Genomic DNA, 22,566 nt, shown 5'->3' on the forward strand with positions numbered 1-22,566 from the left:
GAGGTGTGGTGGGCACAAGTACAGGAGAGTGGAATTAAGCCATTGCAAGAGTTCGCACGAAAACTGAGTCCTTATCTTCACGGCATTATCGCATCGGCAAGTTATCCGCTTAACACATGCACATTGGAAGGGATAAACAACAAGATAAAACTAATCAAGCGAATGGGATATGGGTATCGAGATACAGACTACTTCTTCTTGAAGATAAAAGCGGCTTTCCCCGGAAAGCCGCGATGAACCTTTTTTTATGGATACAGTAATGACAATCAGGGCTAGTCAGTAAGCTGCTAGTTACGCAGAAGATATACTTAGAATACAGCTATAGATAGAACGGAACAGATGTACAAAAGAATTTAAGAATATTTGAGGAGGTATTGCAAGTGGAGAAGAGTATTACGGTAAAACTGAGGGGGGGAACAGATTTGAGAGAGAAAGTGACGCAAGTTGCTAATGCAACCTGCGCCGACTTAAAATCTTATAGAGCTACAACGTTTGCAGCTTGAAGACCTTTTTGGCCTTGCTCTACTTCGAAAGACACTTGTTGGCCTTCTTTAAGAGTCTTGAAACCTTCAGAAGCGATTGCACGGAAGTGTACGAATACGTCAGCGCCGCCGTTGTCTTGAGTTAGGAAACCGAAGCCTTTCTCTTCGTTAAACCATTTTACTACGCCGTTTACTTTGTTAGACATGATGTGTCCCTTATATAAAAATAAAAAATTAATCGCCAAAAAGTGCGATGCGCTGAAAGCTTGAATTATTTAATGTATCTATGAAGCTAAGGGAAACACTGAGAATAACAATGAAGCAATACTAAGGGTTTTACTTTACAACTGGATGTTTCATTTAATAACCCTGAAAACAGAGCGACGCCATTCTTGGTGATCTGAGCCTGCTTGTAAAGCGTTATTTGGATAATTTGATGTTTTTTTGTTCAACCGGCTTAGATTAAAAGCCCAACGATATCGTTGGGCTTCATTTATAAAACTTTAACCTTCAAAGTGTTACTCCTCTGGCTGCTTGGTTCTAAGGTCTACATACGGCCAATAATGATGTCCAACACGGATCAACAGTGTCGCAGCAGCTAAGATAAGTGCCGCTAAAGATAACCAAACGATCAATACCGCATCGAGTTCTTTCATGCCCAAAGTGATGTAACGAGCAATCGCCATCATCGCGATATAGATTGGGTATCGCACCGGGATCTTACCGTTCATCACAAACTGCTGAACCATAGCCAACACTTCGAGATAGATAAACATCAGCAGAATATCTGTCAATTGTACTCGACGCTCAGTGAAGACATGCATGAACTCCTCAAGCATCGCAAACAGTGTCGCGAGCGTGATCGCCACCAGCAGCACCGCTTCAAGAATATGGAAAACCTTTAAGAAAGGCTTACTAAAAGATTTAGGTAAGTGAGAAGGCATAGTCACTCTTCAAAAAATAATTAATCCAGCCTCTACAATAGCATGCTTCAATATAAGTCGCGTACTCTAGAGAGACGACAGATACAAAAATGGCCCCACATTCAATGCGGAGCCATCAGTTTGCCTTTTACTTAGCGACTTTTAGTGTAGTGGCTAATTAGCCTTAAAGCAGAATCAAGTAAGTCAGGAACACCACACACAGGCCATAGATTAACGGGTGAACTTCTTTACCCTTACCCGCGACAACCATAGTGAATGCGTAGCTGATAAAGCCCATCGCCATGCCATTTGCAGGTGAGAAGCTTAGTACCGTGAACATAATGGTGAAGAAGGCTGCGATGCGTGACTCTTTCTTGTCCCAGTTAATCTGACCAAGACGACCGACCATGTAGATGCCAACCACGACCATAGCCGGTGCAACCATTGCCGCTGAGAAGATAGAGAAGATTGGGTATAGGAAAAGTGAGATGAGGAATAAGCCAGCCACCATGACCGCAGCTAAACCTGTTTTTGCCCCTTGAGAAGAGGCAATACCCGACTCAGAGAAAGCAGTAATCGATGTGGTACCAAGAATCGAACCAATCACAGTACCGCCCGCATCAGCCACTAGCGCCGATTTTGCGTTCGGCACTTTACCGTCTTTGTCGATGATACCTGCATCGCGGCCAACACCCACAATCGTGCTCAAGCCATCGAAGAAGTCGACAATCAAGAAGATAAGCACGATGAACAATAGGTCGAACATTTTCTCAGGAGTGAACGCAGAGAAGTCGAAGATCGCACCGAAGCTACCAGCCATACTCGGCGGCATCGCCACTAGTTGCTCTGGGATTGGCGCATTTGATGTACCCATGAAGACGTCAGCAAGAATGGTCAACACGATAGCTGAAACGAACGAAATAAACGTCGCTAGCTTGATATCACGAACCATACAACCTAATGCAATAAAGATGCTCACATAAGCGATGATCACTTTTGGATCGGAAATGTCACCTAAGCCAACCAGTACAAATGGGTTAGAAACGATGATGCCAGCATTTTTAAGACCTAAGAAAGCGATGAACAACCCGAGCGATACGGTAATCGCCAACTTCAAATCTTCAGGAATCGACTCAATCATCGATTTACGAATATTGGTTAGCGAGAACGCAAGATACAGGATACCTGACAAGAAGATGCCGAATAGCGCTTCATTCCAAAGTACCGCGACTGAACCACTCAATAGCAGGCCTTTGAAAAAGCCATTCATGCTCATGCCCGGTGCAAGCATCACAGGGTAGTTGCCCCAAATGCCCATGATTAGGGTTGCAATAGCCGCAGACAGAGCCGTTGCAGTAAACACGGCACCTTTGTCCATGCCCGGAATATCACCCAAAATAGCTGGGTTAACCGCCAGAATGTAGCTCATTGCTAAGAAAGTAATGAAACCTGCATACAGCTCAGTGCCGATCGTGGTCTTTCTTTCCGTGATTTTAAACATTGAATCAAGCGAACCAGAGGTGTTCTGGGCCTTCAGGGTGGAATCGGTACTCACAACAAAACCTTTGCAATAAATTAAGAATTTGGTGATTCAAATGCTGTGAGAATAGAGAGGTCTCTACACTAAAAACTGTAGTCACCAAGGTAGGCTCGGTAGTAGAAACATTTGATCCATTTCATCAAACATATACAGCATTTAATCGTTTGCGCGGATTGTAAGGGTTGAGATTAAAACTTCAACAAATTTTGTCGAGATCACATAAAAAAGTGCAGTTGATGAGTGATTACATTTCTAGGACGATCTTTGAGAGGATCATTCGCTAATAAATAACGATCAAGCCAGTTGTTCTCAATCATCTAAATATGCTACTCTTCGCCTCCATTTTTCTGACCTAATTTTCACCAGTTACTACTATCAGTTTTACTCGCTATCTCTTTATAGACGTAACCAGCGGAACAACAATTAGAGTCAGTGCTATCTTTTATAGTGTCGGTTTATCGCCTTCACTCAATCCAACCAACAGTGGAAATATACAGATGGGCAAAGGTACTCTTTACATCGTATCTGCACCTAGTGGCGCAGGTAAGTCGAGCTTGATCTCAGCAATGCTAGAAACCAATCCAACCTACGCAATGAAGGTATCTGTTTCACACACCACTCGCGGTATGCGCCCTGGTGAAGAGAATGGTGTTCACTACCACTTTGTAGAAAAACACCACTTCGAAGACCTTATTGGTAAAGGTGAGTTCCTAGAGTACGCAGAAGTATTCGGCAACTACTACGGTACTTCACGCGTTTGGATTGAAGAAAACCTAAACCGCGGTATCGATGTATTCCTAGATATCGACTGGCAAGGTGCTCGTCAGATCCGTGAAAAAATGCCTCAAGCGAAGAGTGTTTTCATTCTTCCACCATCAAATGGTGAGCTAGAGCGTCGTTTGAATGTTCGCGGTCAAGATAGCGACGAAGTTATTGCGAAACGCATGAGCGAAGCAAAATCAGAGATTTCTCACTATGCAGAATACGATTATGTGATCGTGAATGATGACTTTGATGCAGCCCTAATGGACTTCAGAGCGATCATTCGTGCGGAGCGTTTAAAAGAAGATAAGCAAGCAGCAAAATACAGCGGCATGCTTACTGCTTTACTAGCGGAATAATCTATAACTGGATTTTCCATTGAGATAAGTATACGGTGATCTAGAAAGTCTCTAGTTAAACTTGTATACTTTCTCGTCATCAAAAATTTATTAGTTAATTACTATTTGGAGTCCTCATGGCACGCGTAACTGTTCAAGACGCTGTTGAAAAAGTTGGCAACCGTTTCGACCTAGTTCTTATTGCGGCTCGCCGCGCACGTCAAATGCAAACTGGCGGTAAAGATTCACTAGTGCCTGAAGAGAACGATAAACCAACGGTTATCGCTCTTCGCGAAATCGAAGAAGGTCTTATCACTAAAGACGTACTAGATGCTCGCGAGCGTCAAGAGCAACAAGAGCAAGAAGCGGCTGAACTTGCAGCAGTAAGCAGCATCGCTCACACTCGTTAAGAACGTTATTCGAACTAATTAACCTTCCGGGCCTTTAATTTGTATCTATTCGATAGCCTCAAAGACGTTGCCCAAGAATACCTAACAGAGTCTCAAATTGAGGCTCTGCGTCAATCTTATGTGGTAGCGAGAGACGCCCATGAAGGGCAAACCCGTTCAACGGGTGAACCATACATAATCCACCCTGTTGCTGTTTCAAGAATCCTAGCAGAAATGCGTCTGGATATCGAAACCCTACAAGCTGCTCTACTTCATGATGTGATTGAAGACTGTGATGTCACTAAAGAAGCTCTAGAGGAAAAATTTGGCAATACCGTTGCTGAATTAGTAGATGGTGTATCTAAGCTGGATAAGCTTAAATTTCGTGATCGAAAAGAAGCGCAAGCAGAGAACTTCCGTAAGATGGTTCTCGCCATGGTGCAAGACATCCGCGTTATCTTAATCAAATTAGCTGACCGTACTCACAACATGCGTACACTTGGGGCACTTCGTCCTGACAAAAAGCGCCGTATTGCTCGTGAAACCCTAGAAATCTATTCTCCACTGGCTCACCGTCTTGGTATTCATAACATCAAGACCGAACTAGAAGAGCTAGGCTTCGAAGCCCTCTACCCTAACCGTTATCGCGTACTGAAAAACGTAGTGAAAGCTGCGCGTGGTAACCGTAAGGAGATGATTCAACGTATCCATAGCGAAATTGAAGGCCGCCTTGAAGAAGTTGGCTTACCTGCTCGCGTACTTGGTCGTGAAAAGAACCTGTTCTCCATCTATAACAAGATGAAAACTAAAGAGCAGCGCTTCCACACCATTATGGACATCTACGCTTTTCGCGTGGTGGTTGATACCCCAGATACTTGTTATCGCGTACTTGGTCAGGCACACAGCCTGTATAAGCCTCGTCCTGGCCGCATGAAAGATTACATCGCGGTACCAAAGGCCAACGGCTACCAATCTCTGCATACATCAATGATAGGCCCTCACGGGGTGCCAGTTGAAGTTCAGATCCGTACTGAAGATATGGATCAAATGGCAGACAAAGGTGTCGCAGCGCACTGGTCTTACAAAGGCAATGGCTCACGCAGCAGTAATGGCACAACCGCACAGGTTAAAGCACAACGTTGGATGCAGAGCTTACTTGAGCTACAACAAAGCGCGGGTAACTCATTCGAATTCATTGAAAACGTTAAGTCTGATCTGTTCCCAGATGAGATCTTCGTGTTCACGCCGAAGGGTCGCATTGTCGAACTTCCTGCTGGCGCAACAGCGGTCGATTTTGCTTACGCGGTGCATACCGATGTCGGCAACATGTGTGTCGGGGCTCGTGTAGACATGAACCCTTACCCACTCAGCAAATCGCTGAAGAACGGTCAAACTATTGAGATCATCAGTGCTCCGGGCGCACGTCCGAATGCAGCATGGCTCAACTACGTGGTGACATCACGTGCGCGTACTAAGATCCGTCAGGTTCTGAAAACCATGCGCCGTGAAGAGTCGATTACCTTAGGTCGTCGTCTACTGAACCATGCGCTTGGCGAACACTCTATCGTTGATATCGGCCAAGAGAACGTTGAACATGTATTGTCTGATCTTCGTCTCGACAGCATTGAAGACTTGCTAGCATCCATTGGCCTTGGTGAGCTGATGAGCATCGTTATTGCTCGTCGCCTACAGGGTGATGCTGACGAACTGACGGAAGTGAAAAACAACAGCGATGCGCCTAGAAAGAAACTTCCAATCCGTGGTGCTGAAGGTCTACTACTGACGTTCGCCAACTGTTGCCACCCGATTCCAGACGATCACATCATTGCCCATGTATCTCCAGGTCGTGGTCTTGTGGTTCACCGTGAAACGTGTCCAAACGTTCGTGGCTACCAAAAAGAACCAGATAAATACATGGCAGTGGAATGGTCTGACGATTACGACCAAGAGTTCACAGCTGAACTACAGGTTGATCTGCAGAACCACCAAGGTGCACTGGCTGAGTTAACTAACGTTATCTCGAAAACAGGTTCGAACATTCACGGTATTTCAACAGAGGAACGTGATGGACGCTTGTACACAGTGACAATCTTGCTGACTACCAAAGATCGTGTTCACCTTGCAAGCATTATGAAGAAGCTACGTGTGATGCCGCACGCACTCAAAGTAAGACGCCGTAAGAACTAATCAAAGTAAAGATGAGGGATTCGAGACGGCGAGATGCGAAGAGCAAAAGACTTCGTGACTCACCATCTTGGCTCCACATCTGTTTTTAATCTTTTCGTATCCCGCTCACTCGCATCTCTCACCTGCTCTTAATCTCTTCGCATCTCGTTTACCCGCATCCCGTATCTGCTTCGAAGCTTTATCCTGTACAAAAATCCAGTAAAATGCTTGAATAGATTATCTCTCTTACGTTTATGAGCCTTGTTATGTCACAGCTTTTGTCTGCTATCCCTCTCAACTCTTTATCTGGAGTCGGCGCTAAAGTCACAGAGAAACTGGAAAAGGTTGGGCTTACCAACGTACAAGACCTGCTATTTCACCTCCCTCTACGCTATGAAGATAGAACTCGCATCTATCCGATCGTAAAGCTGCACGCCGGGCTTTGGGCTGCGGTGCAAGGCAAGGTGATGCACGTCGATACCATTTTCGGTAAACGTAAGATGCTCGCAGTAAAGATAAGCGATGGTAACGGCACCATTACCCTACGCTTTTTCAACTTCACCGCCGGAATGAAGAATCACTTTGCCGAGGGCAAACAAGTACACGCCTACGGTGAAATCAAACGCGGTAATATGGGGCTGGAGATCGTCCACCCTGACTACAAGTTCTTTGCCCCAAGGCAGCAGCCAGATGTTGAAGCTAACCTGACCCCGGTGTACCCAACCACTGAAGGGCTAAGACAAGTCACACTGCGCAACCTCACTGACCAAGCGCTCGATCTTATCGACAAAGCAGCCGTCAATGAGCTGCTACCGTCTGGCCTATACGACCACCAAATTACTCTAACACAAGCACTGCATACTATTCACAGACCACCTCCAGGTATCGACCTAGAAGTGTTTGATGAAGGGAAACACCCCGCTCAACTACGCCTAATTATGGAAGAATTACTGGCTCAAAACCTGTCGATGCTGTCGGTCCGTAGTAAAGGACAGCAAGATAAAGCGATGCCGCTTCCTCCAGTGAATACCCTCAAAGACAAACTACTGGCTCAGCTTCCATTCTCGCCAACTAATGCTCAAGCCCGAGTGACCAAAGAGATCGAAGCCGACTTGGAAAAGCCGCACCCTATGATGCGTTTAGTGCAAGGGGATGTTGGCTCAGGTAAAACCTTAGTCGCAGCTTTGGCAGCAGTTCGCGCGCTGGAACATGGTCAGCAAGTAGCCCTGATGGCACCTACTGAACTGTTAGCCGAGCAGCACGCAATCAACTTTGCCAACTGGTTTGAAGCAATGGGCATTCAAGTCGGTTGGCTGGCAGGTAAACTCAAAGGCAAAGCTCGTGAAACCGAACTGGCACGCATTGCCAGTGGTGAAGCGCAGATGGTGGTCGGTACTCATGCCCTATTCCAAGAACACGTCGAGTTCAAAAACCTTGGCTTAGTGATCATTGATGAGCAACACCGATTCGGTGTCCATCAGCGATTAGAGCTGCGTGAGAAAGGCGCTAAACAAGGCTATTACCCTCACCAGTTGGTGATGACCGCAACCCCAATTCCACGAACTCTCGCAATGACGGCCTATGCCGATCTCGAAACCTCGATTATCGACGAACTGCCACCGGGGCGAACGCCCATTCAAACCGTGGCGATTCCAGATAGCAAGCGTGATGACATTGTTGAGCGAGTGCGTAATGCGTGTCTTAACGAGGGTAAGCAAGCCTATTGGGTGTGTACGCTAATTGATGAATCAGAAGTATTGGAAGCTCAAGCTGCTGCTGATACTGCAGAAGAACTGCAACGAAAACTGCCAGACGTGAAAATTGGTTTGGTGCACGGCCGAATGAAGCCAGCAGAGAAACAAGCGGTAATGCAGGAGTTCAAAGAAAACAGGCTGCATTTATTGGTTGCAACAACCGTGATTGAAGTGGGTGTGGATGTACCGAATTCAAGCTTAATGATCATCGAAAACCCTGAGCGTCTTGGCCTAGCACAACTGCACCAACTAAGAGGCCGTGTCGGCCGTGGTTCAGTCGCAAGTCACTGTGTTTTGCTGTATCACTCGCCACTTTCTAAAACTGCTCAGAAGCGCTTAGGAGTTCTACGTGAAAGTAACGATGGCTTTGTGATTGCTCAGCGAGACTTAGAGATCCGCGGCCCAGGTGAACTGCTTGGCACTAAGCAGACAGGTTTGGCTGACTTCAAGATTGCCGACTTAGTGCGAGACCAACGTTTAATTCCTGAAGTGCAGCGTATCGCACGCCATATTCATGATAGCTACCCAGATAACGCTAAGGCGATCATCAACCGCTGGCTGGGGGAGCGAGATGTTTACTCTAAGGCTTAGTTAGCCATTATATTCCAGCCTAAAACGTAGAAAGGCCTCCACAAGGAAGCCTTTTTAGTGCGTATAACCCAAGCCTAAGGCTTCACAGGGAAACTGATCTGCGCTTTTAAGCCACCTTCACTGCGGTTATTGACCACTACAGCACCTTGATGCTGGCTAACAATACGTTTCACAATTGCCAAGCCCAAGCCCGTACCTTCACTACCACGAGCCGTATCTCCGCGCGTGAAGGGTTCAAATAGCTTACCGATCTGGTCTTGCGGAATACCCGGACCATTATCTTCAACAGTTACCCATGCAAGCTTGTTATCGGCGGTCATGCCTGTCGATACTTTCACCCAACCGTTGCCATAACGTAGGGCATTGACCACCAAGTTACTCACCGCACGTTTCATCGCGATCGGATTGCCCAACGCAGGTTTCATGGTTTCTGGAATATCGGTTTCAATCTGGACCTCATAGCCACCTTCAGAACTAGAGACTTCTCGCGCAATATCATCGACAAACACCGCTTGGAATGAGTCTCGGTCAACAGGCTTTAGGTAATCCATGAACTGACTGATGATCTCGTTACACTCTTCGGTATCACTGATGATGCCTTCCGCTAAGTAGCTGTCTTCTGGCGACATCATCTCGGTTGCTAAGCGAATACGCGTTAGCGGTGTACGCAAATCATGACTGATACCCGCCATCAACAAAGCACGGTCTTCTTCGAGCTCTTGGATTCCTTTCGACATCTGGTTGAAGGCTCGTGTTACTGAGCGAATCTCTTGCGCACCTTGTACTGGCAATGGCGGTGGAATATCACCTCGTCCAACACCTTGCGCGGCTTTCTCAAGTGCTATCAACGGACGGTTTTGCAATCGGATAAACAACCAACCACCTGCGACAATCAACAACGCCATGATCAAGCTATTACGAAATAGAGGCGCAAAGTCTTCTTCTTGCAGTTCAGACAGAGGAATACGAATCAAGGAATTAGGCAGCTGCGCAATGTCCATCCACAACACATAGCTCTCTTTACCTAGAATCAACCGTACTTCGGTTTCAGAGCCCAGCTCTTTGGTCATCTCCTCACTCATCAGGTCAATCGCAACCGCATGGTAATACTCAGCCGCTGCTTCGCTATTTTTCGCATGAACGGTTACCCCTAACTGATCAAGTACACGCTGACGCAGTGGCGCATCAATTTCGATATCCATGTCAGTACCTTGGTCCAACACAAGGTTTAACTCATGAGCCAAGATCTTATTAAACTGCTGTAAACTCGGCATTAATGCGTAGTTGAACACGGCGTAATAAGAAAAGATTTGGCTAGCAACCAACAGGGTTAAAAACAGCACTATCGACTGAGTAAAGGAGCTACGTATGCGCATAGAAGACCTAAAATGGAGGTTAGGGAAACAGAGACATAATAGAAACTATAACTCTAATCCCTTGTGCTGAATACAAAACGGGCCATCATATATCAATGAGATGGCCCGTAAATAGAGAATTCTGAATCACAGAATCAATAAAGCTGCTGTAGAGCTTATTAAACTGACTTACACAGCCTTACCATCAGGAACGAAGACATAACCTAAGCCCCACACCGTTTGGATGTAGCGAGGTTTGCTTGGATCTTCTTCCACTAGACGACGCAGACGTGAAATCTGAACATCGATAGAACGTTCCATTGCTGAGTACTCACGGCCACGAGCCATGTTCATCAGCTTATCGCGAGACATAGGCTCACGCGCGTTAGTTACCAGTGACTTCAATACAGCGAACTCACCCGAGGTCAAAGGCATTGGCTCTTCGCCACGGAACATTTCACGTGTACCTAGGTTCAAGCGAAACTCACCAAACTCAACCACAGATTCCTCTGTACTTGGTGCGCCTGGCGCTTCAATTACTTGGCGACGTAATACTGCTTTGATACGAGCAAGCAGTTCACGTGGATTGAATGGTTTTGGTAGGTAGTCATCAGCACCGACTTCCAAACCAACAATACGGTCGACCTCATCACCCTTTGCGGTCAGCATTAGAATAGGCAGCGAGCTGTTTGCATTTCTTAGACGACGACAGATCGATAGACCATCTTCGCCCGGCAACATTAGATCCAATACCATTAAGTGAAAGTTTTCACGGGTTAACAGGCGGTCCATCTGCTCACTGTTTGCCACGCTACGCACTTGAAAGCCTTGCTCTGACAGATAGCGCTCTAACAAAGCACGTAAACGAGCATCGTCATCGACCACTAAAATTTTGTAGTTTTCTTGCATGTAATGGTTCCACCTATTAAAGCTTAAACCTAAAGTTAAGCATTCTTGGTAAATTGTATATTGGTATAAGACATTAAAAAGGTAACATTATTGGAGAAAAAGTCGCCTAAATAATTGTTAACGTATGTTGCCTTTCTATATATTCTATCTTAGATCATCATTTCATTAAGTAAGATTCATGAAAACCAAACTTATCACCCGAGAAGGTTATGACAAACTCAAAGCCGAACATGACCACTTGTGGCACGAGAAACGCCCTGAAATTACTAAGATAGTCACTTGGGCTGCAAGCCTTGGAGATCGCTCAGAAAACGCAGATTACACCTTCAATAAGCGTCTACTTCGTCAGATCGATCGCCGAGTACGTTTCTTAAGAAAGTTCCTACCTGATGTCACGATCGTTGATTACTCGCCACAACAAGAAGGTAAGGTATTTTTCGGGGCTTGGGTCGAAATTGAGAATGATGACGGAGAAATTAAGAAGTTTCGAATTGTCGGTCCAGAAGAGATCTACGGCGATGCAAAAGGTTATATCTCAATCGACTCGCCAATGGCTAGAGCTCTACTTAAGAAAGAAGTGGATGATGAATTTACGGTAAAAACACCGGAAGGCGACAAAGAGTGGTTCATTAACTCGATTCACTATTAATAAACCGAATAAGCGTGACCTATCGATTTGTTATTAGCGTGGCTTTCGGCGTGTGTCGCTAGGCGAATGTTGAAAGCTGCGTTTGTAGGCACGAGAAAAACTCGATAGCTGAGAAAAGCCAACCTCGGCCGCGAGTTCAGTCATTGGCATGTTGCTGTTGCGAAGTAAAAGCTGTGCTTTTTGCATGCGTCGCTGCATGACATATTTTTGCGGGGTCACCCCAAACTGTTTTTGGCATAAACAGTAAAAGTGGCTCTCACTCAAATGCATTGCATGAGCAAGCTGAGCATTCGTTAACCCAGTCGCGATGTGTTGGTCGATGTAAGCATTTAAGTAACTCGTTTCTAAACGGCGGTGAGGTGAAGGCGTGGTAGATGATGCCGACATTTGGCCTAATTGCGTTAAAAACAACGACACTAACTGGCAGTTTATCTGTGGTGACATCGTATCTTGCCGAACTTTCTGAGCGGCAAAGTCCAATAATATCTGGCTTTCGGCCCCTAAATCTAAAAAGTAAGGCTGTTGAAATATCGATTCCTGTAATGACAAATTACACGCTTGCTCTAGAGCTTGGATGTAAGGGTCGGCAGGTGCTAAGTCAATGACCAATAACTCACTGTCTTCACTTAGGCCATTATAAAAATGCGGTGCATTATTGGGGATGACCGCCACCGTACCGTGACCTACTTGCCCACTTTCACGTTCAAACTCACACGCCATGGTACCTCGCCAACCTAGCAGTACTTGAGCATAGCTGTGTAGGTGCTGACCCTGGCGTCTAGCAATAACATTTCGTCTGATCTGAGTTTGATTCACCGTGTCTTTCCTACGTTTATCTGCGTGCTTAGCTTTCCCACTGTAGTGCTTCCTCCCCCAAAATCTTTCACTTTCGGAGTCTGAGTTAAATACCACAGAGTCTCAGGCAAATGTTCATCTCTTTTAACAGATAACATAACAATATATTAACAGGGAAGGAAGAATGACATGCAACTTAACCAACAACAGGTTCACAACGCACTACCGTGGCTACCTTTAGTCGACGCGCTAAAGGATATTTTCACTCGCGATGTAACGGCACCGATTCGTCATCACCACACCATGAATGTACCACAAGATCCTAGCGCGACTTTGCTATTAATGCCGGCATGGATTGAAGGTGAGTATTTGGGAGTGAAACAGGTCAATGTATTTCCGGGCAACTCTGCTCGTAATCAACCAGGGCTCAGCAGCCATTATCTACTTAGCTGTGGTAAAACTGGAAAAATGTTAGCTCAGATTGATGGGAACGAACTAACGGCACGCAGAACCGCGGCCGCTTCAGCATTAGCTTCTCATTATCTATCACGTGAAACGGCGAGCAAAATGCTGATGGTTGGAGCTGGAAGAGTGGCACGACGTTTAGTCCCAGCCCATATGAGTGTACGCCCAATTAAGACCGTTCATGTGTGGGATATTAATCAGTCCGCTGCTGAGCAATTAGCAACAGAATTACGCGATGAAGGAGTGGACGCTGTTGCCTGCCCAAATGATCAACTGGAAGCGATAGCAAGAGACGCTGATCTGATTAGTTGTGCAACGCTTTCAACGGCCCCAATCATTAAAGGTGAGTGGCTTAAACCCGGTGCGCATTTAGACTTAGTAGGAAGCTTTACCCCTACGATGCGTGAAACCAACAATGAAGCGCTAAAACGAGCCAATGTTTTTGTGGATGTGAAAGCAGCTGCACTGGTTGAGACGGGCGAGTTGATCATGCCTATCCGTGATGGCGCGATTACCGAAGAGAGTATCTTAGCCGATTTCTCAACCTTGTGCAGTGGTCAACATGCGGGGCGTGCAGGCCTTGACGATCCTGAAGCCGCAATCACTCTTTTCAAATCGGTCGGTGATTCTCGTGAAGATCTGGCTGGCGCGATTCTGGCTTACCAGTCAGTACAGAGCATTTAAATGGTAATAAGGCCGACGTGTACTTGGCCTTTTATTTTGCTGTCGCCTGTTTATCCACTAGCAGGATTTCCATACGCGGCGCACCTTGCTTGGTGTGGTTCTCGTGACTTTATTTGGAAAAATACCTATGACTAAAAAGAATTCAGATTATACGACGCCACCACCATTAGGCTTGGCGATCGTACCGATTATTCTCACCATTGCGCTGTTAGCGACACAAATTTTTTATTATGACGACTTCACCCCCCATATTGCGCTGGCCATTGGCTTCGCTATTACCGCGCTGGTTGGTTGGTATCAAGGGCTTCGGTGGCAGGACATAGAGTCCGGTGCATTTCGTGTTTTACACGTGGCGATGCCTTCAATAGCAACCCTTATTGTTGTGGGTATGCTAGTCAGCACTTGGATTGCCAGTGGTACGGTACCGACGCTGATCTATTACGGTTTAGTGTTAATCGAACCCGAATGGTTTCTGGCTGCCACAATGTTATTGTGCTCTGTCGTTTCCCTTTCTATTGGTTCGAGTTGGACCACTGTCGGTACGGTGGGCCTTGCCTTAGTCGGTATTGGTTTTGCTTTTGGTATCCCAGCCTACTGGACGGCGGGAGCCGTTGTATCTGGTGCTTTTTTTGGCGATAAAATCTCACCATTATCTGATACGACCAACCTTGCCGCCGCTGTGACTGAAACTAATGTGTTCGCTCATATTCGCAACATGATGCCGACCACCATTCCAGCCATGCTAATCGCTTTAACGCTGTACTCCATTCTTGGTGGTGTGGTGATGAGCGATACGACATCAGGCGCTCAGCAGCTACAAGAAATCACCGCTATTCAATCGGGTTTGGAGAGTCATTTCTCTCTTGGTTTTCTTCCTTTGCTGCCACTTTTGGTGGTGATGGTGCTCGCTTTTTACAAAATAGCGCCGATCCCAGCCCTGTTTACAGGCTTTGTTTTCGGTGCCGGTGTGGCGGTGCATAATTATGATTACAACCTGAATGACATTCTGACATTTGCCCACAGTGGATACAAAATAGAGACAGGATCTGCAGCGCTGGATAATTTGCTGAATCGTGGTGGCGTCACATCCATGACCTGGGTGATTACCTTAATGATGTTTGCGTTGGCATTTGGTGGCGCGCTGGAGCGTACCGGATGTTTGGAGTCTGTCGTCAATGCAATAATGAAGTCCACTCGAGGTTTCAGAGGGTTACAAACCAATGCCATCCTCACTTCGGTAGCGACCAACGCCGTATCGGGTGATGTGTACCTCTCTATCGCGTTACCTGGCCGTATGTTTGGACCGCAATACGACAAACTCGGTTATAGCAGACTAAATCTATCCAGAGCGATTGAAGAAGGAGGCACATTAGTCTCGCCCTTGATCCCTTGGAATGCGGGTGGCGCATTTGTGATGGGAACATTAGGGCTGGTTGTCACTCCCGGTGATTACAGTGCCTTGCTATACGCACCATTGGCATTTGCTTGTTGGTTGTCACCCACTATCGGCATTATTTACGCTCAAACAGGGTGGTTCTCAAAGCGCACCGAGAAAAACGAAGCTACCAATAATGAGGTGGTTTCAGCCACCAGTGGCAGCCCCCACTGATCCATATAACACACGATTCTTTCGCTAAGCCAGTAGGTAAAACATGACACAATCCGCTATACACACACCGAATGAAGTTCAGTCCACTGTTGCAGTAATTGGTGCTGGAGTCGTTGGCCTTTGTACAGCCCTAGAAGCGCAGCGCCATGGCTATCACGTTACACTGTTTGATAAGGGACTGCCGGGTAAAGGGGCTTCGTTTGGCAATGCGGGTTACTTAGCCACAGAATTGATGGATCCTTTGGCAACGAAAAAGACATTGTCTTCTGCGCCAAAAATGTGGATAGACCCAAAAGGTCCGCTGGCACTACCGTGGCAGTATCTACCCAAGGCGATCCCTTGGTTAGCACGCTTTGTTCGGTCAGCCTCTTCTTCAAAAGTTGAGGCAAGCCGAAAAGCGCTCTATCAACTCAATCAAGCAGCCGTTCCCGCTTGGCAACGCTGCTTAGCCGATATTGGAGCCCAAGAACATCTCGTACCGTCAGGCTATTTATTGGTATGGGAATCAGCAAGCAAATTAGAAGAGGCAAAAGCGCATGCTGCTTACCTTGCACAGTGGGAAGTAGAAAGTGTCTTATTGCAAGGAGCACAACTGAGGGAAAAAGAACCGGGGCTGGCTGAGACGGTCAGTCATGCTCTGTTTTTTCCCAATGCTTGCCGAGTTAAAGACCCTTACCTCCTATCAAAACATTTATTTGCGGTTTTTCAGGCCCGCGGGGGATACTTTGAACAAGCTGAAGTAGACAAAATTCACCCACAAGGTAATTCCGTGAGAGTGGTCACCACAGATTTGCATGTGTTTGAGCATGCGATACTTTGTACGGGAGCGTGGGGGAAACCATTACTTCAACAAGTGGGCATTTCCGTTCCACTCGAAGCTGAGCGTGGGTATCACTTGACGATAGATACAACGGACTTGGATACAACGGATTTGAAATCTAAGCCACTCAAACATCCGATTGGCTCAGCAGAGCGTAAATTTGTTATGAGCCCATTGGCGTCTGGTTTAAGGGTCGTGGGGATAACAGAAATAGGAGGCTTGCGTTTACCAGCGTTTACTCACAGGTTTCATGTGCTACGTCATCACAGCAGGCAACTGCTGCCGTTATTGAACAATTCGGCGTTGCCAGTGAGTGAATGGATGGGACACAGGCCCACGATTGCCGATTCACTGCCGGTGATAGATCGACACCCACATCATCCACAATTATTGTTTGCTTTTGGCCATCAGCACTTAGGATTGACTCAAGCCGCTATTAGCGCGGAGTTGGTGATCAGCTTGTTGCGTAAAACAGAGCCTGAGTTTGATGTTGCTCCTTATAGGGTGGATAGGTTTTAAGCCTTACCGATTGCCGCTAGCCACCCATTGAAACCCAATCTTTAACAGGCCGAGAGAGGCGGATTTTTTCCGCTTCACATATCGCTTCATGCTTACACATCATTGACATATCACCGCTTGCTTGCGCTACTTTACTCCGTAGAATAGGGCCATCAACATCAAACTAGAGATTCATCGGATGAGCCAAGCTATCTGTCGACTGATCGCTGAAGAACTGAATGTTCGTTCTGAGCAAGTCACCGCCGCAGTAAACCTAATTGACGACGGTAACACCGTTCCCTTTATTGCCCGTTACCGTAAAGAAGTGACGGGAGGCTTAGACGATACCCAACTACGTAACCTTGATAGTCGCCTTTCTTACCTTCGTGAACTTGATGATCGTCGCCAAACGATTCTTAAGTCGATTCAAGACCAAGGTAAACTCACGCCAGAGTTAGAGCGTGATATCACTCAAGCCGACAGCAAGACGCGCCTAGAAGATCTGTATCTACCGTACAAACCAAAGCGTCGCACTAAAGGTCAGATCGCGATTGAAGCAGGCTTAGAGCCACTCGCCGATACGTTATGGAATGAACCACAGCACGATCCGGAAACCGAAGCGGCTAACTTCATCAGCAGCGATAAAGGTATTGCCGATACCAAAGCGGCACTCGATGGCGCACGTGCGATCATCATGGAGCGCATTGCTGAAGACGCTAACCTGCTTGAGAAAATTCGCCAACACCTCACACGCAACTCGGAGCTAGTGGCGCGCGTTGTGGCAGGCAAAGAGCAAGAAGGCGAGAAGTTCAAAGACTACTTCGAACACAACGAAAAGCTCAGCAAAGTGCCATCTCACCGTGCGCTTGCCATGTTACGTGGCCGCAATGAAGGCTTCCTAACGCTGGCAATGAATGCAGACCCAGAGCAAGAAGAAGGTGTTCGTGGTTCATACTGCGAAAACATTATCTCTGATCACTACGGCATTACCCTAAGCAGTGCACCTGCGGATGCTTGGCGTAAGCAAGTGATCAGCTGGGCATGGCGCATCAAGGTGTCTATGCACATGGAAACCGAATTGATGGGCGCGATGAAAGAGCGTGCAGAGGTCGAAGCGATTGAAGTATTCGCGACCAACCTTAAAGACCTGTTAATGGCTGCGCCTGCTGGCCCTCGCGCGACGTTAGGTCTAGATCCGGGCTTACGTACCGGTTCGAAAATCGCGGTTGTCGATTCAACAGGTAAGGTCCTCGCGACAGAAACTATTTATCCTCACCCACCACAAAAGCAATACGACAAATCAGCTCACGTTGTTGAGCAGATGGTTCGTCAGTTTAACGTTGACCTAATTGCGATTGGTAACGGCACCGCTTCACGCGAAACCGACAGCTTTGTGGCTGATGTGATTAAACGTGGCAACCTAAAAGCACAAAAGATCATTGTGAGCGAAGCCGGTGCATCGGTGTACTCCGCGTCTGAATTGGCAGCGAAAGAGTTCCCGAATATGGACGTATCGCTGCGCGGTGCGGTGTCTATCGCGCGTCGTCTGCAAGATCCTCTGGCGGAGCTTGTGAAGATTGACCCTAAATCGATCGGTGTGGGCCAATACCAACACGATGTGAGCCAAACCATGCTTGCTAAGCGCCTGGATGCGATTGTCGAAGACTGTGTTAACGCCGTGGGTGTTGATGTGAACACGGCTTCTGCTGCATTACTGACTCGTGTCGCTGGCCTTTCTAGTGCTATCGCTCAGAACATCGTCGACTACCGTGATGAAAATGGTCGCTTCGAAGCACGTACTACGCTTAAGAAAGTCGCTCGCTTGGGGCCAAAAGCCTTTGAACAGTGTGCTGGCTTCCTGCGTATCATGGACGGCAAGAATCCGCTAGATGCATCATCGGTGCATCCAGAAGCTTACCCAGTGGTGAAGAACATCGCTGAGAAAAACCACAAAGACATCAAGTCTCTGGTAGGTAACACAGACTTCCTACGTGGCTTGCATGCGATTGATTACACCAATGAAAACTTTGGTGTGCCGACGGTGACTGACATCATCAAAGAGCTGGATAAGCCCGGTCGAGACCCTCGCCCTGAGTTTAAGACAGCAACCTTCGCTGATGGCGTAAACAGCGTTTCAGACCTTGAGCCAGGCATGATTCTAGAAGGTGTGGTGTCAAACGTGGCTAACTTCGGTGCTTTCGTCGATATTGGCGTTCACCAAGATGGTTTAGTACACATTTCAGCGCTGACCGATCGCTTTGTCTCTGATCCACGTGAAGTGGTTAAAGCGGGTGACATCGTGAAAGTGAAAGTGATGGAAGTGGATGTTCAGCGTAAGCGCATTGCACTCAGCATGCGTATGAAAGATGAACCTGGACAAGATAACCGCGCGCAACGCTCAAGTGCGCCTCGCACGCAAAATCGCCCGAATCACAATTCACAAGGTGGACAACGCCGTCGCGAGGAACCGCAACAAAACGCTGCGATGGGCGGTGCTTTCGCTGCTGCCTTTGCGAAAGCGAAGAAATAAGGTGCGCTAAAGCGAATAATCGGCGACTAACGAGTCAGTTTTCATCTTCAACAAAACTGACGAGCTAAAACAGAAAACCTGCACCCCTAAGGGTATGCAGGTTTTTTATTATGTGTTCAAAAAAGACATCGAAGCTTAACTGTATTTTGCGTGTTCTAATCACAACACGATCGTTTTACAAAACAATTAGCATTTCTGATGGAGCATGAGGCGCAACAGCATGACCATAATGATATTTTATGACCTTACGTCGTTTCTCCATCTGTCCCTCCTGAATCGCCGCATCTAAAACATGCTTTGGCAGGCGAAAACGCATGGTATAGCCCTTTCCTTGGTCAGCACTGTAAGTTTTCAGTGCCAACAAGCTGAACAGCCTATCAAAAGGATCTTGTGGCTCTTCTTGGCTAATCGAATTGGCTTCTGACTCGTTCTCCATTTCATAACCTGGATGGTCTGAAGGATCCCAAGCCGATTGCTGCCTTCGCTTATCGTCCGACTTTACCTTTCGCTCTGCATTGGTTTTCGCCAACGCTACTGCGGGAGCAACAGGCTCTCGAACTCTATTATCACGCGCAACTTGCTCTGTTTGCACATTAACGGACGGGGCGATAAGTGGCACACTTACTGCAGTTGCAGGTGACACAATCATCGCGAACTCTCCTCAAGAATCGCCCATTGCTGCTGCCATAACACTCTTGTACTGAGTTAGCACAACAGGTATGGCCCAAATTACTGCACTCTGCTCAGGTGAGAGAGATGTCTGAGTATCATGCAGTGCATTGGTTAGATTATATATCGACCAAGATGGTGATAAATTTAGCAATTATTTTTGTGCGAAACTGACTAGCTCACTGCAGAAGGCATCCGCTTCCGTCATAAACGGTGCATGCGAGGATTGAGTAAAGATGTACTGCTCGGTATGAGGCAGTGCATTGCCCAAGTCTTTTGCAACCTTGATTGGCACAAGCCCATCTAATCGACCGTATAAACGCAGCATAGGCACAGAGATCTGCGGTAATTGTTCGCGCAGGTCGACATCCGACAGCATCTTTAACCCTGCCAATAATGAGACCGGGTTCGGTAATGGGCGAGACAACACCGCTTGCTTAAGCTGCTTTACGTCTTGCCTTGCAGACGGGCTGCCCATGGCTTGTAGTGCCATAAACCGTTCGATGGTGGTTTGGAAATCTTCAACCAGTTGCTCGGTAAATGCGCTTAATACGTTTGGCTGAATACCTCGCCATAACACTGGCTCTTTGGCAGCAGCAAATTTAGGAGAACTGGCGACAGTCACCAGTTTGCTCACGTAATCTGGGTGATGGAGCGCCATGTGTGTGGCGACTAAGCCTCCAAGTGACCACCCCACCCAAATCGCTTGCTTAGGTGCTTCGGTCAGCAGTTGCTGAGCAATCGCTTCAAGATCTTGAGCGTGGCAGTGCGCGCTATGTCCATATCCTGGTAAATCGACAACATGCACTCGGAAATCAGCCTCTAAAGCATTAACGGTTTGTTGCCACACCGCACCGTTCATTCCCCAGCCGTGAACCAGTACTAAATCAGGCCCTTGCCCAGAAACATGCCAATATAACGCCTCACTCATTCTCAATATTCCCTACTTTTTCCATCAGCGATAATCCGTGCTTTTCAGTATGGTGAGCAAAAGGAACACCATAACCCAAAAGCATCGCGAGCTATGTTATCCGATTGGCTACAAAAACACACACCACGTCTGGTCACACCTCAATGCCACCTGTGCAAACTCGATAAACTCTCCGAAGACGCACACCCTCGATGGTGCAATTCTTGTCTCAAGCTCTTTGAGCCTTTACCACGCTGTCAAAGATGTGGCTTAAAAACACTGACCACTGTCGATCAATGTGGTGAGTGCTTATCAAAACCACCACCTTGGCACCACCTCTACTGTGTCGGCGACTACACCTTCCCTACGGCAGGTTATATTCAACAAATGAAGTACGCTGATAAGTTTTGGTTTGCACGCGATCTGTCAAAGCTATTGGCATCTCGTATCAAACATCCAGCTCCGCTGATCACCAGCGTACCGCTGCATTGGCGCCGATACGCCCATCGAGGTTTTAATCAAAGTCAACTACTAGCCAATTACGCGGCTCAAGAGCTTGGCGTAAAAAATGAGGTGCTGTTTCGTCGAGTTCACTCAACTGCATCTCAACAAGGGCTTAATAAATCCGCAAGATTACACAATCTAAAGAACGCTTTTGCGTTGAGAAAACATAACTTTCAAGGAGCGGTCCCCTCTCACGTCGCGATTATTGATGATGTTGTAACCACAGGCAGTACTGTGTATCAATTATGCCTATTATTACTTGAAGTAGGGGTGAAAAGGATCGATATTTACTGCATCTGCCGAACTCCTGAGCCCTATGGATAAAAGCTGTGGATCGCTACTTGTACAGCAATCCAACAAAAAAGGGCTGAATTACAAATCTGACAGGAGTAGAATGGCGCTAATAGCCTACAAATTTACTCAGGTATTCGTCGTGTCAAATATTACTATTACAGAAACAGCTCAAACTCATTTTGCCAATCTGCTGTCACAGCAGCCTGAAGGTACAAACATTCGTGTGTTCGTGGTAAACCCAGGTACACAAAACGCTGAGTGTGGTGTTTCTTACTGCCCAACAGATGCTATTGAAGCGTCTGACACAGAGCTTAAATTCGAAGCATTCTCTGCATACGTAGATGAGCTAAGCCTACCGTTCTTAGATGAAGCTGAAATTGACTTCGTTACTGACAAAATGGGATCTCAACTAACGCTCAAAGCACCAAACGCTAAGATGCGCAAGGTATCAGACGATGCGCCACTACTAGAACGTGTTGAATACGCAATCCAAACTCAAGTGAACCCACAACTTGCGGGTCACGGTGGTCACGTTAGCTTGGTAGAAATCACTGAAGATGGCGCTGCTATCGTTGCATTCGGTGGCGGCTGTAACGGTTGTTCTATGGTTGATGTGACGCTAAAAGAAGGCATCGAAAAAGAACTTCTTCAGCAATTCGAAGGTGAACTGACTGCTGTTCGTGATGCAACTGAGCACGATCGTGGTGAGCACTCTTACTACTAGTCACTCATTTAGTGTTAGTCGTTATTTAAAAGGTTGATGCGCAAGCATCAACTTTTTTATTTTAGGGCTAAGCAGATACGCTCCCTCCCCCTATGCTCTTGTATTCCTGAACGACATAACCAGAACTCTCGGTTCGTTACCATCTTGAGTAAGGTATTCAAGTGATCGCAATCGGTTCCTGCTCCAATAATTTTAGGATATGAAAA

At 46.8% G+C, this 22,566-nt stretch carries 20 protein-coding genes and 1 riboswitch; of the genes, 12 read left to right on the forward strand and 8 right to left on the reverse strand.

Features of this window, described 5'->3' with window-relative positions:
- Positions 1 to 237, forward strand: a 237-nt coding sequence (locus L1D11_RS12550; protein ID WP_239832794.1) for a transposase, incomplete at its 5' end; no start/stop codon positions are given.
- 238 nt (positions 238 to 475) lie between these two features.
- On the opposite strand, the gene L1D11_RS12555 is transcribed toward L1D11_RS12550, so the two are convergent.
- From L1D11_RS12555 to L1D11_RS12565, 3 genes are all read right to left on the reverse strand, one after another.
- The gene (locus L1D11_RS12555) at positions 476 to 688 is read right to left on the reverse strand and encodes a cold-shock protein (protein WP_017071067.1); all 213 of its coding nucleotides are present in this window, start codon (positions 686 to 688) and stop codon (positions 476 to 478) included.
- Between the two features lie 312 nt (positions 689 to 1,000).
- Positions 1,001 to 1,426 (reverse strand): phosphate-starvation-inducible PsiE family protein, encoded by a 426-nt coding sequence (locus tag L1D11_RS12560; protein WP_239831720.1) that lies wholly within the window; start codon positions 1,424 to 1,426, stop codon positions 1,001 to 1,003.
- A 163-nt stretch (positions 1,427 to 1,589) separates the two neighbouring features.
- On the reverse strand, positions 1,590 to 2,960 hold the full coding sequence (locus L1D11_RS12565; RefSeq protein WP_239831721.1) for an NCS2 family permease: 1,371 nt from the start codon (positions 2,958 to 2,960) through the stop codon (positions 1,590 to 1,592).
- 58 nt (positions 2,961 to 3,018) lie between these two features.
- A riboswitch (purine riboswitch) is annotated at positions 3,019 to 3,118 on the reverse strand.
- Positions 3,119 to 3,442: 324 nt separating this feature from the next.
- Here L1D11_RS12565 and gmk point away from each other — a divergent pair.
- The 4 genes from gmk (at position 3,443) to recG (ending at position 8,945) form a co-directional block, all read left to right on the forward strand.
- The gene (gene gmk, locus L1D11_RS12570; RefSeq protein ID WP_239831722.1) at positions 3,443 to 4,066 is read left to right on the forward strand and encodes a guanylate kinase; all 624 of its coding nucleotides are present in this window, start codon (positions 3,443 to 3,445) and stop codon (positions 4,064 to 4,066) included.
- A gap of 116 nt (positions 4,067 to 4,182) precedes the next feature.
- Positions 4,183 to 4,455 (forward strand): DNA-directed RNA polymerase subunit omega, encoded by a 273-nt coding sequence (gene rpoZ / locus L1D11_RS12575; protein ID WP_009848003.1) that lies wholly within the window; start codon positions 4,183 to 4,185, stop codon positions 4,453 to 4,455.
- A 39-nt stretch (positions 4,456 to 4,494) separates the two neighbouring features.
- Positions 4,495 to 6,621, forward strand: a complete 2,127-nt coding sequence (gene spoT / locus L1D11_RS12580) for a bifunctional GTP diphosphokinase/guanosine-3',5'-bis pyrophosphate 3'-pyrophosphohydrolase (protein WP_239831723.1) — start codon at positions 4,495 to 4,497, stop codon at positions 6,619 to 6,621.
- A gap of 245 nt (positions 6,622 to 6,866) precedes the next feature.
- Positions 6,867 to 8,945, forward strand: coding sequence for an ATP-dependent DNA helicase RecG (gene recG / locus L1D11_RS12585; protein ID WP_239831724.1), 2,079 nt, complete (start codon positions 6,867 to 6,869; stop codon positions 8,943 to 8,945).
- A gap of 74 nt (positions 8,946 to 9,019) precedes the next feature.
- On the opposite strand, the gene envZ is transcribed toward recG, so the two are convergent.
- Both envZ and ompR read right to left on the reverse strand, forming a co-directional pair.
- Entirely contained in the window at positions 9,020 to 10,321 is a 1,302-nt protein-coding gene (gene envZ / locus L1D11_RS12590; RefSeq protein WP_239831725.1) for a two-component system sensor histidine kinase EnvZ, read from the reverse strand.
- A 168-nt stretch (positions 10,322 to 10,489) separates the two neighbouring features.
- The gene (ompR, locus tag L1D11_RS12595; RefSeq protein ID WP_239831726.1) at positions 10,490 to 11,209 is read right to left on the reverse strand and encodes a two-component system response regulator OmpR; all 720 of its coding nucleotides are present in this window, start codon (positions 11,207 to 11,209) and stop codon (positions 10,490 to 10,492) included.
- 178 nt (positions 11,210 to 11,387) lie between these two features.
- Between ompR and greB the strand changes: the two genes are divergently transcribed.
- Positions 11,388 to 11,858 carry a transcription elongation factor GreB gene (gene greB / locus L1D11_RS12600; RefSeq protein WP_239831727.1) on the forward strand — a complete coding sequence of 157 codons (471 nt, stop codon included), beginning with the start codon at positions 11,388 to 11,390 and terminating at the stop codon, positions 11,856 to 11,858.
- Between the two features lie 33 nt (positions 11,859 to 11,891).
- On the opposite strand, the gene L1D11_RS22745 is transcribed toward greB, so the two are convergent.
- On the reverse strand, positions 11,892 to 12,674 hold the full coding sequence (locus L1D11_RS22745) for an AraC family transcriptional regulator (RefSeq protein WP_239831728.1): 783 nt from the start codon (positions 12,672 to 12,674) through the stop codon (positions 11,892 to 11,894).
- A gap of 168 nt (positions 12,675 to 12,842) precedes the next feature.
- Here L1D11_RS22745 and L1D11_RS12610 point away from each other — a divergent pair, with 168 nt between their 5' ends.
- From L1D11_RS12610 to L1D11_RS12625, 4 genes are all read left to right on the forward strand, one after another.
- Positions 12,843 to 13,802: an ornithine cyclodeaminase family protein gene (locus L1D11_RS12610; protein WP_161672373.1), complete on the forward strand. Its 960-nt coding sequence runs from the start codon at positions 12,843 to 12,845 to the stop codon at positions 13,800 to 13,802.
- A gap of 127 nt (positions 13,803 to 13,929) precedes the next feature.
- Positions 13,930 to 15,411: a Na+/H+ antiporter NhaC gene (nhaC, locus tag L1D11_RS12615; protein ID WP_239831729.1), complete on the forward strand. Its 1,482-nt coding sequence runs from the start codon at positions 13,930 to 13,932 to the stop codon at positions 15,409 to 15,411.
- 43 nt (positions 15,412 to 15,454) lie between these two features.
- Positions 15,455 to 16,750 (forward strand): FAD-dependent oxidoreductase, encoded by a 1,296-nt coding sequence (locus L1D11_RS12620; protein ID WP_239831730.1) that lies wholly within the window; start codon positions 15,455 to 15,457, stop codon positions 16,748 to 16,750.
- A 178-nt stretch (positions 16,751 to 16,928) separates the two neighbouring features.
- Positions 16,929 to 19,259: a Tex family protein gene (locus L1D11_RS12625; RefSeq protein WP_239831731.1), complete on the forward strand. Its 2,331-nt coding sequence runs from the start codon at positions 16,929 to 16,931 to the stop codon at positions 19,257 to 19,259.
- A 175-nt stretch (positions 19,260 to 19,434) separates the two neighbouring features.
- On the opposite strand, the gene L1D11_RS12630 is transcribed toward L1D11_RS12625, so the two are convergent.
- Both L1D11_RS12630 and bioH read right to left on the reverse strand, forming a co-directional pair.
- Positions 19,435 to 19,908 (reverse strand): ATP-dependent Lon protease, encoded by a 474-nt coding sequence (locus L1D11_RS12630; protein WP_239831732.1) that lies wholly within the window; start codon positions 19,906 to 19,908, stop codon positions 19,435 to 19,437.
- Between the two features lie 174 nt (positions 19,909 to 20,082).
- Positions 20,083 to 20,859, reverse strand: a complete 777-nt coding sequence (gene bioH, locus L1D11_RS12635) for a pimeloyl-ACP methyl ester esterase BioH (protein WP_239831733.1) — start codon at positions 20,857 to 20,859, stop codon at positions 20,083 to 20,085.
- A gap of 93 nt (positions 20,860 to 20,952) precedes the next feature.
- Between bioH and L1D11_RS22750 the strand changes: the two genes are divergently transcribed.
- Both L1D11_RS22750 and nfuA read left to right on the forward strand, forming a co-directional pair.
- The gene (locus L1D11_RS22750) at positions 20,953 to 21,666 is read left to right on the forward strand and encodes a ComF family protein (RefSeq protein WP_345772735.1); all 714 of its coding nucleotides are present in this window, start codon (positions 20,953 to 20,955) and stop codon (positions 21,664 to 21,666) included.
- A 109-nt stretch (positions 21,667 to 21,775) separates the two neighbouring features.
- Positions 21,776 to 22,360, forward strand: a complete 585-nt coding sequence (nfuA, locus tag L1D11_RS12645; protein WP_026084098.1) for a Fe-S biogenesis protein NfuA — start codon at positions 21,776 to 21,778, stop codon at positions 22,358 to 22,360.
- The last annotated feature ends 206 nt before the right edge of the window (positions 22,361 to 22,566 follow it).

Source organism: Vibrio sp. Isolate32, assembly GCF_022397955.1.
Taxonomy (GTDB): Bacteria; Pseudomonadota; Gammaproteobacteria; order Enterobacterales; family Vibrionaceae; genus Vibrio.

What these genes read in the sequence shown, in the direction of transcription:
- L1D11_RS12555 (WP_017071067.1), bottom strand. Translation starts at nt 688, where the DNA reads ATGTCTAACAAAGTAAACGGCGTAGTAAAATGGTTTAACGAAGAGAAA.
- L1D11_RS12560 (WP_239831720.1), bottom strand. Translation starts at nt 1,426, where the DNA reads ATGCCTTCTCACTTACCTAAATCTTTTAGTAAGCCTTTCTTAAAGGTT.
- gmk (WP_239831722.1), top strand. Translation starts at nt 3,443, where the DNA reads ATGGGCAAAGGTACTCTTTACATCGTATCTGCACCTAGTGGCGCAGGT.
- rpoZ (WP_009848003.1), top strand. Translation starts at nt 4,183, where the DNA reads ATGGCACGCGTAACTGTTCAAGACGCTGTTGAAAAAGTTGGCAACCGT.
- recG (WP_239831724.1), top strand. Translation starts at nt 6,867, where the DNA reads ATGTCACAGCTTTTGTCTGCTATCCCTCTCAACTCTTTATCTGGAGTC.
- envZ (WP_239831725.1), bottom strand. Translation starts at nt 10,321, where the DNA reads ATGCGCATACGTAGCTCCTTTACTCAGTCGATAGTGCTGTTTTTAACC.
- ompR (WP_239831726.1), bottom strand. Translation starts at nt 11,209, where the DNA reads ATGCAAGAAAACTACAAAATTTTAGTGGTCGATGACGATGCTCGTTTA.
- greB (WP_239831727.1), top strand. Translation starts at nt 11,388, where the DNA reads ATGAAAACCAAACTTATCACCCGAGAAGGTTATGACAAACTCAAAGCC.
- L1D11_RS12610 (WP_161672373.1), top strand. Translation starts at nt 12,843, where the DNA reads ATGCAACTTAACCAACAACAGGTTCACAACGCACTACCGTGGCTACCT.
- nhaC (WP_239831729.1), top strand. Translation starts at nt 13,930, where the DNA reads ATGACTAAAAAGAATTCAGATTATACGACGCCACCACCATTAGGCTTG.
- L1D11_RS12620 (WP_239831730.1), top strand. Translation starts at nt 15,455, where the DNA reads ATGACACAATCCGCTATACACACACCGAATGAAGTTCAGTCCACTGTT.
- L1D11_RS12625 (WP_239831731.1), top strand. Translation starts at nt 16,929, where the DNA reads ATGAGCCAAGCTATCTGTCGACTGATCGCTGAAGAACTGAATGTTCGT.
- L1D11_RS12630 (WP_239831732.1), bottom strand. Translation starts at nt 19,908, where the DNA reads ATGATTGTGTCACCTGCAACTGCAGTAAGTGTGCCACTTATCGCCCCG.
- bioH (WP_239831733.1), bottom strand. Translation starts at nt 20,859, where the DNA reads ATGAGTGAGGCGTTATATTGGCATGTTTCTGGGCAAGGGCCTGATTTA.
- L1D11_RS22750 (WP_345772735.1), top strand. Translation starts at nt 20,953, where the DNA reads ATGTTATCCGATTGGCTACAAAAACACACACCACGTCTGGTCACACCT.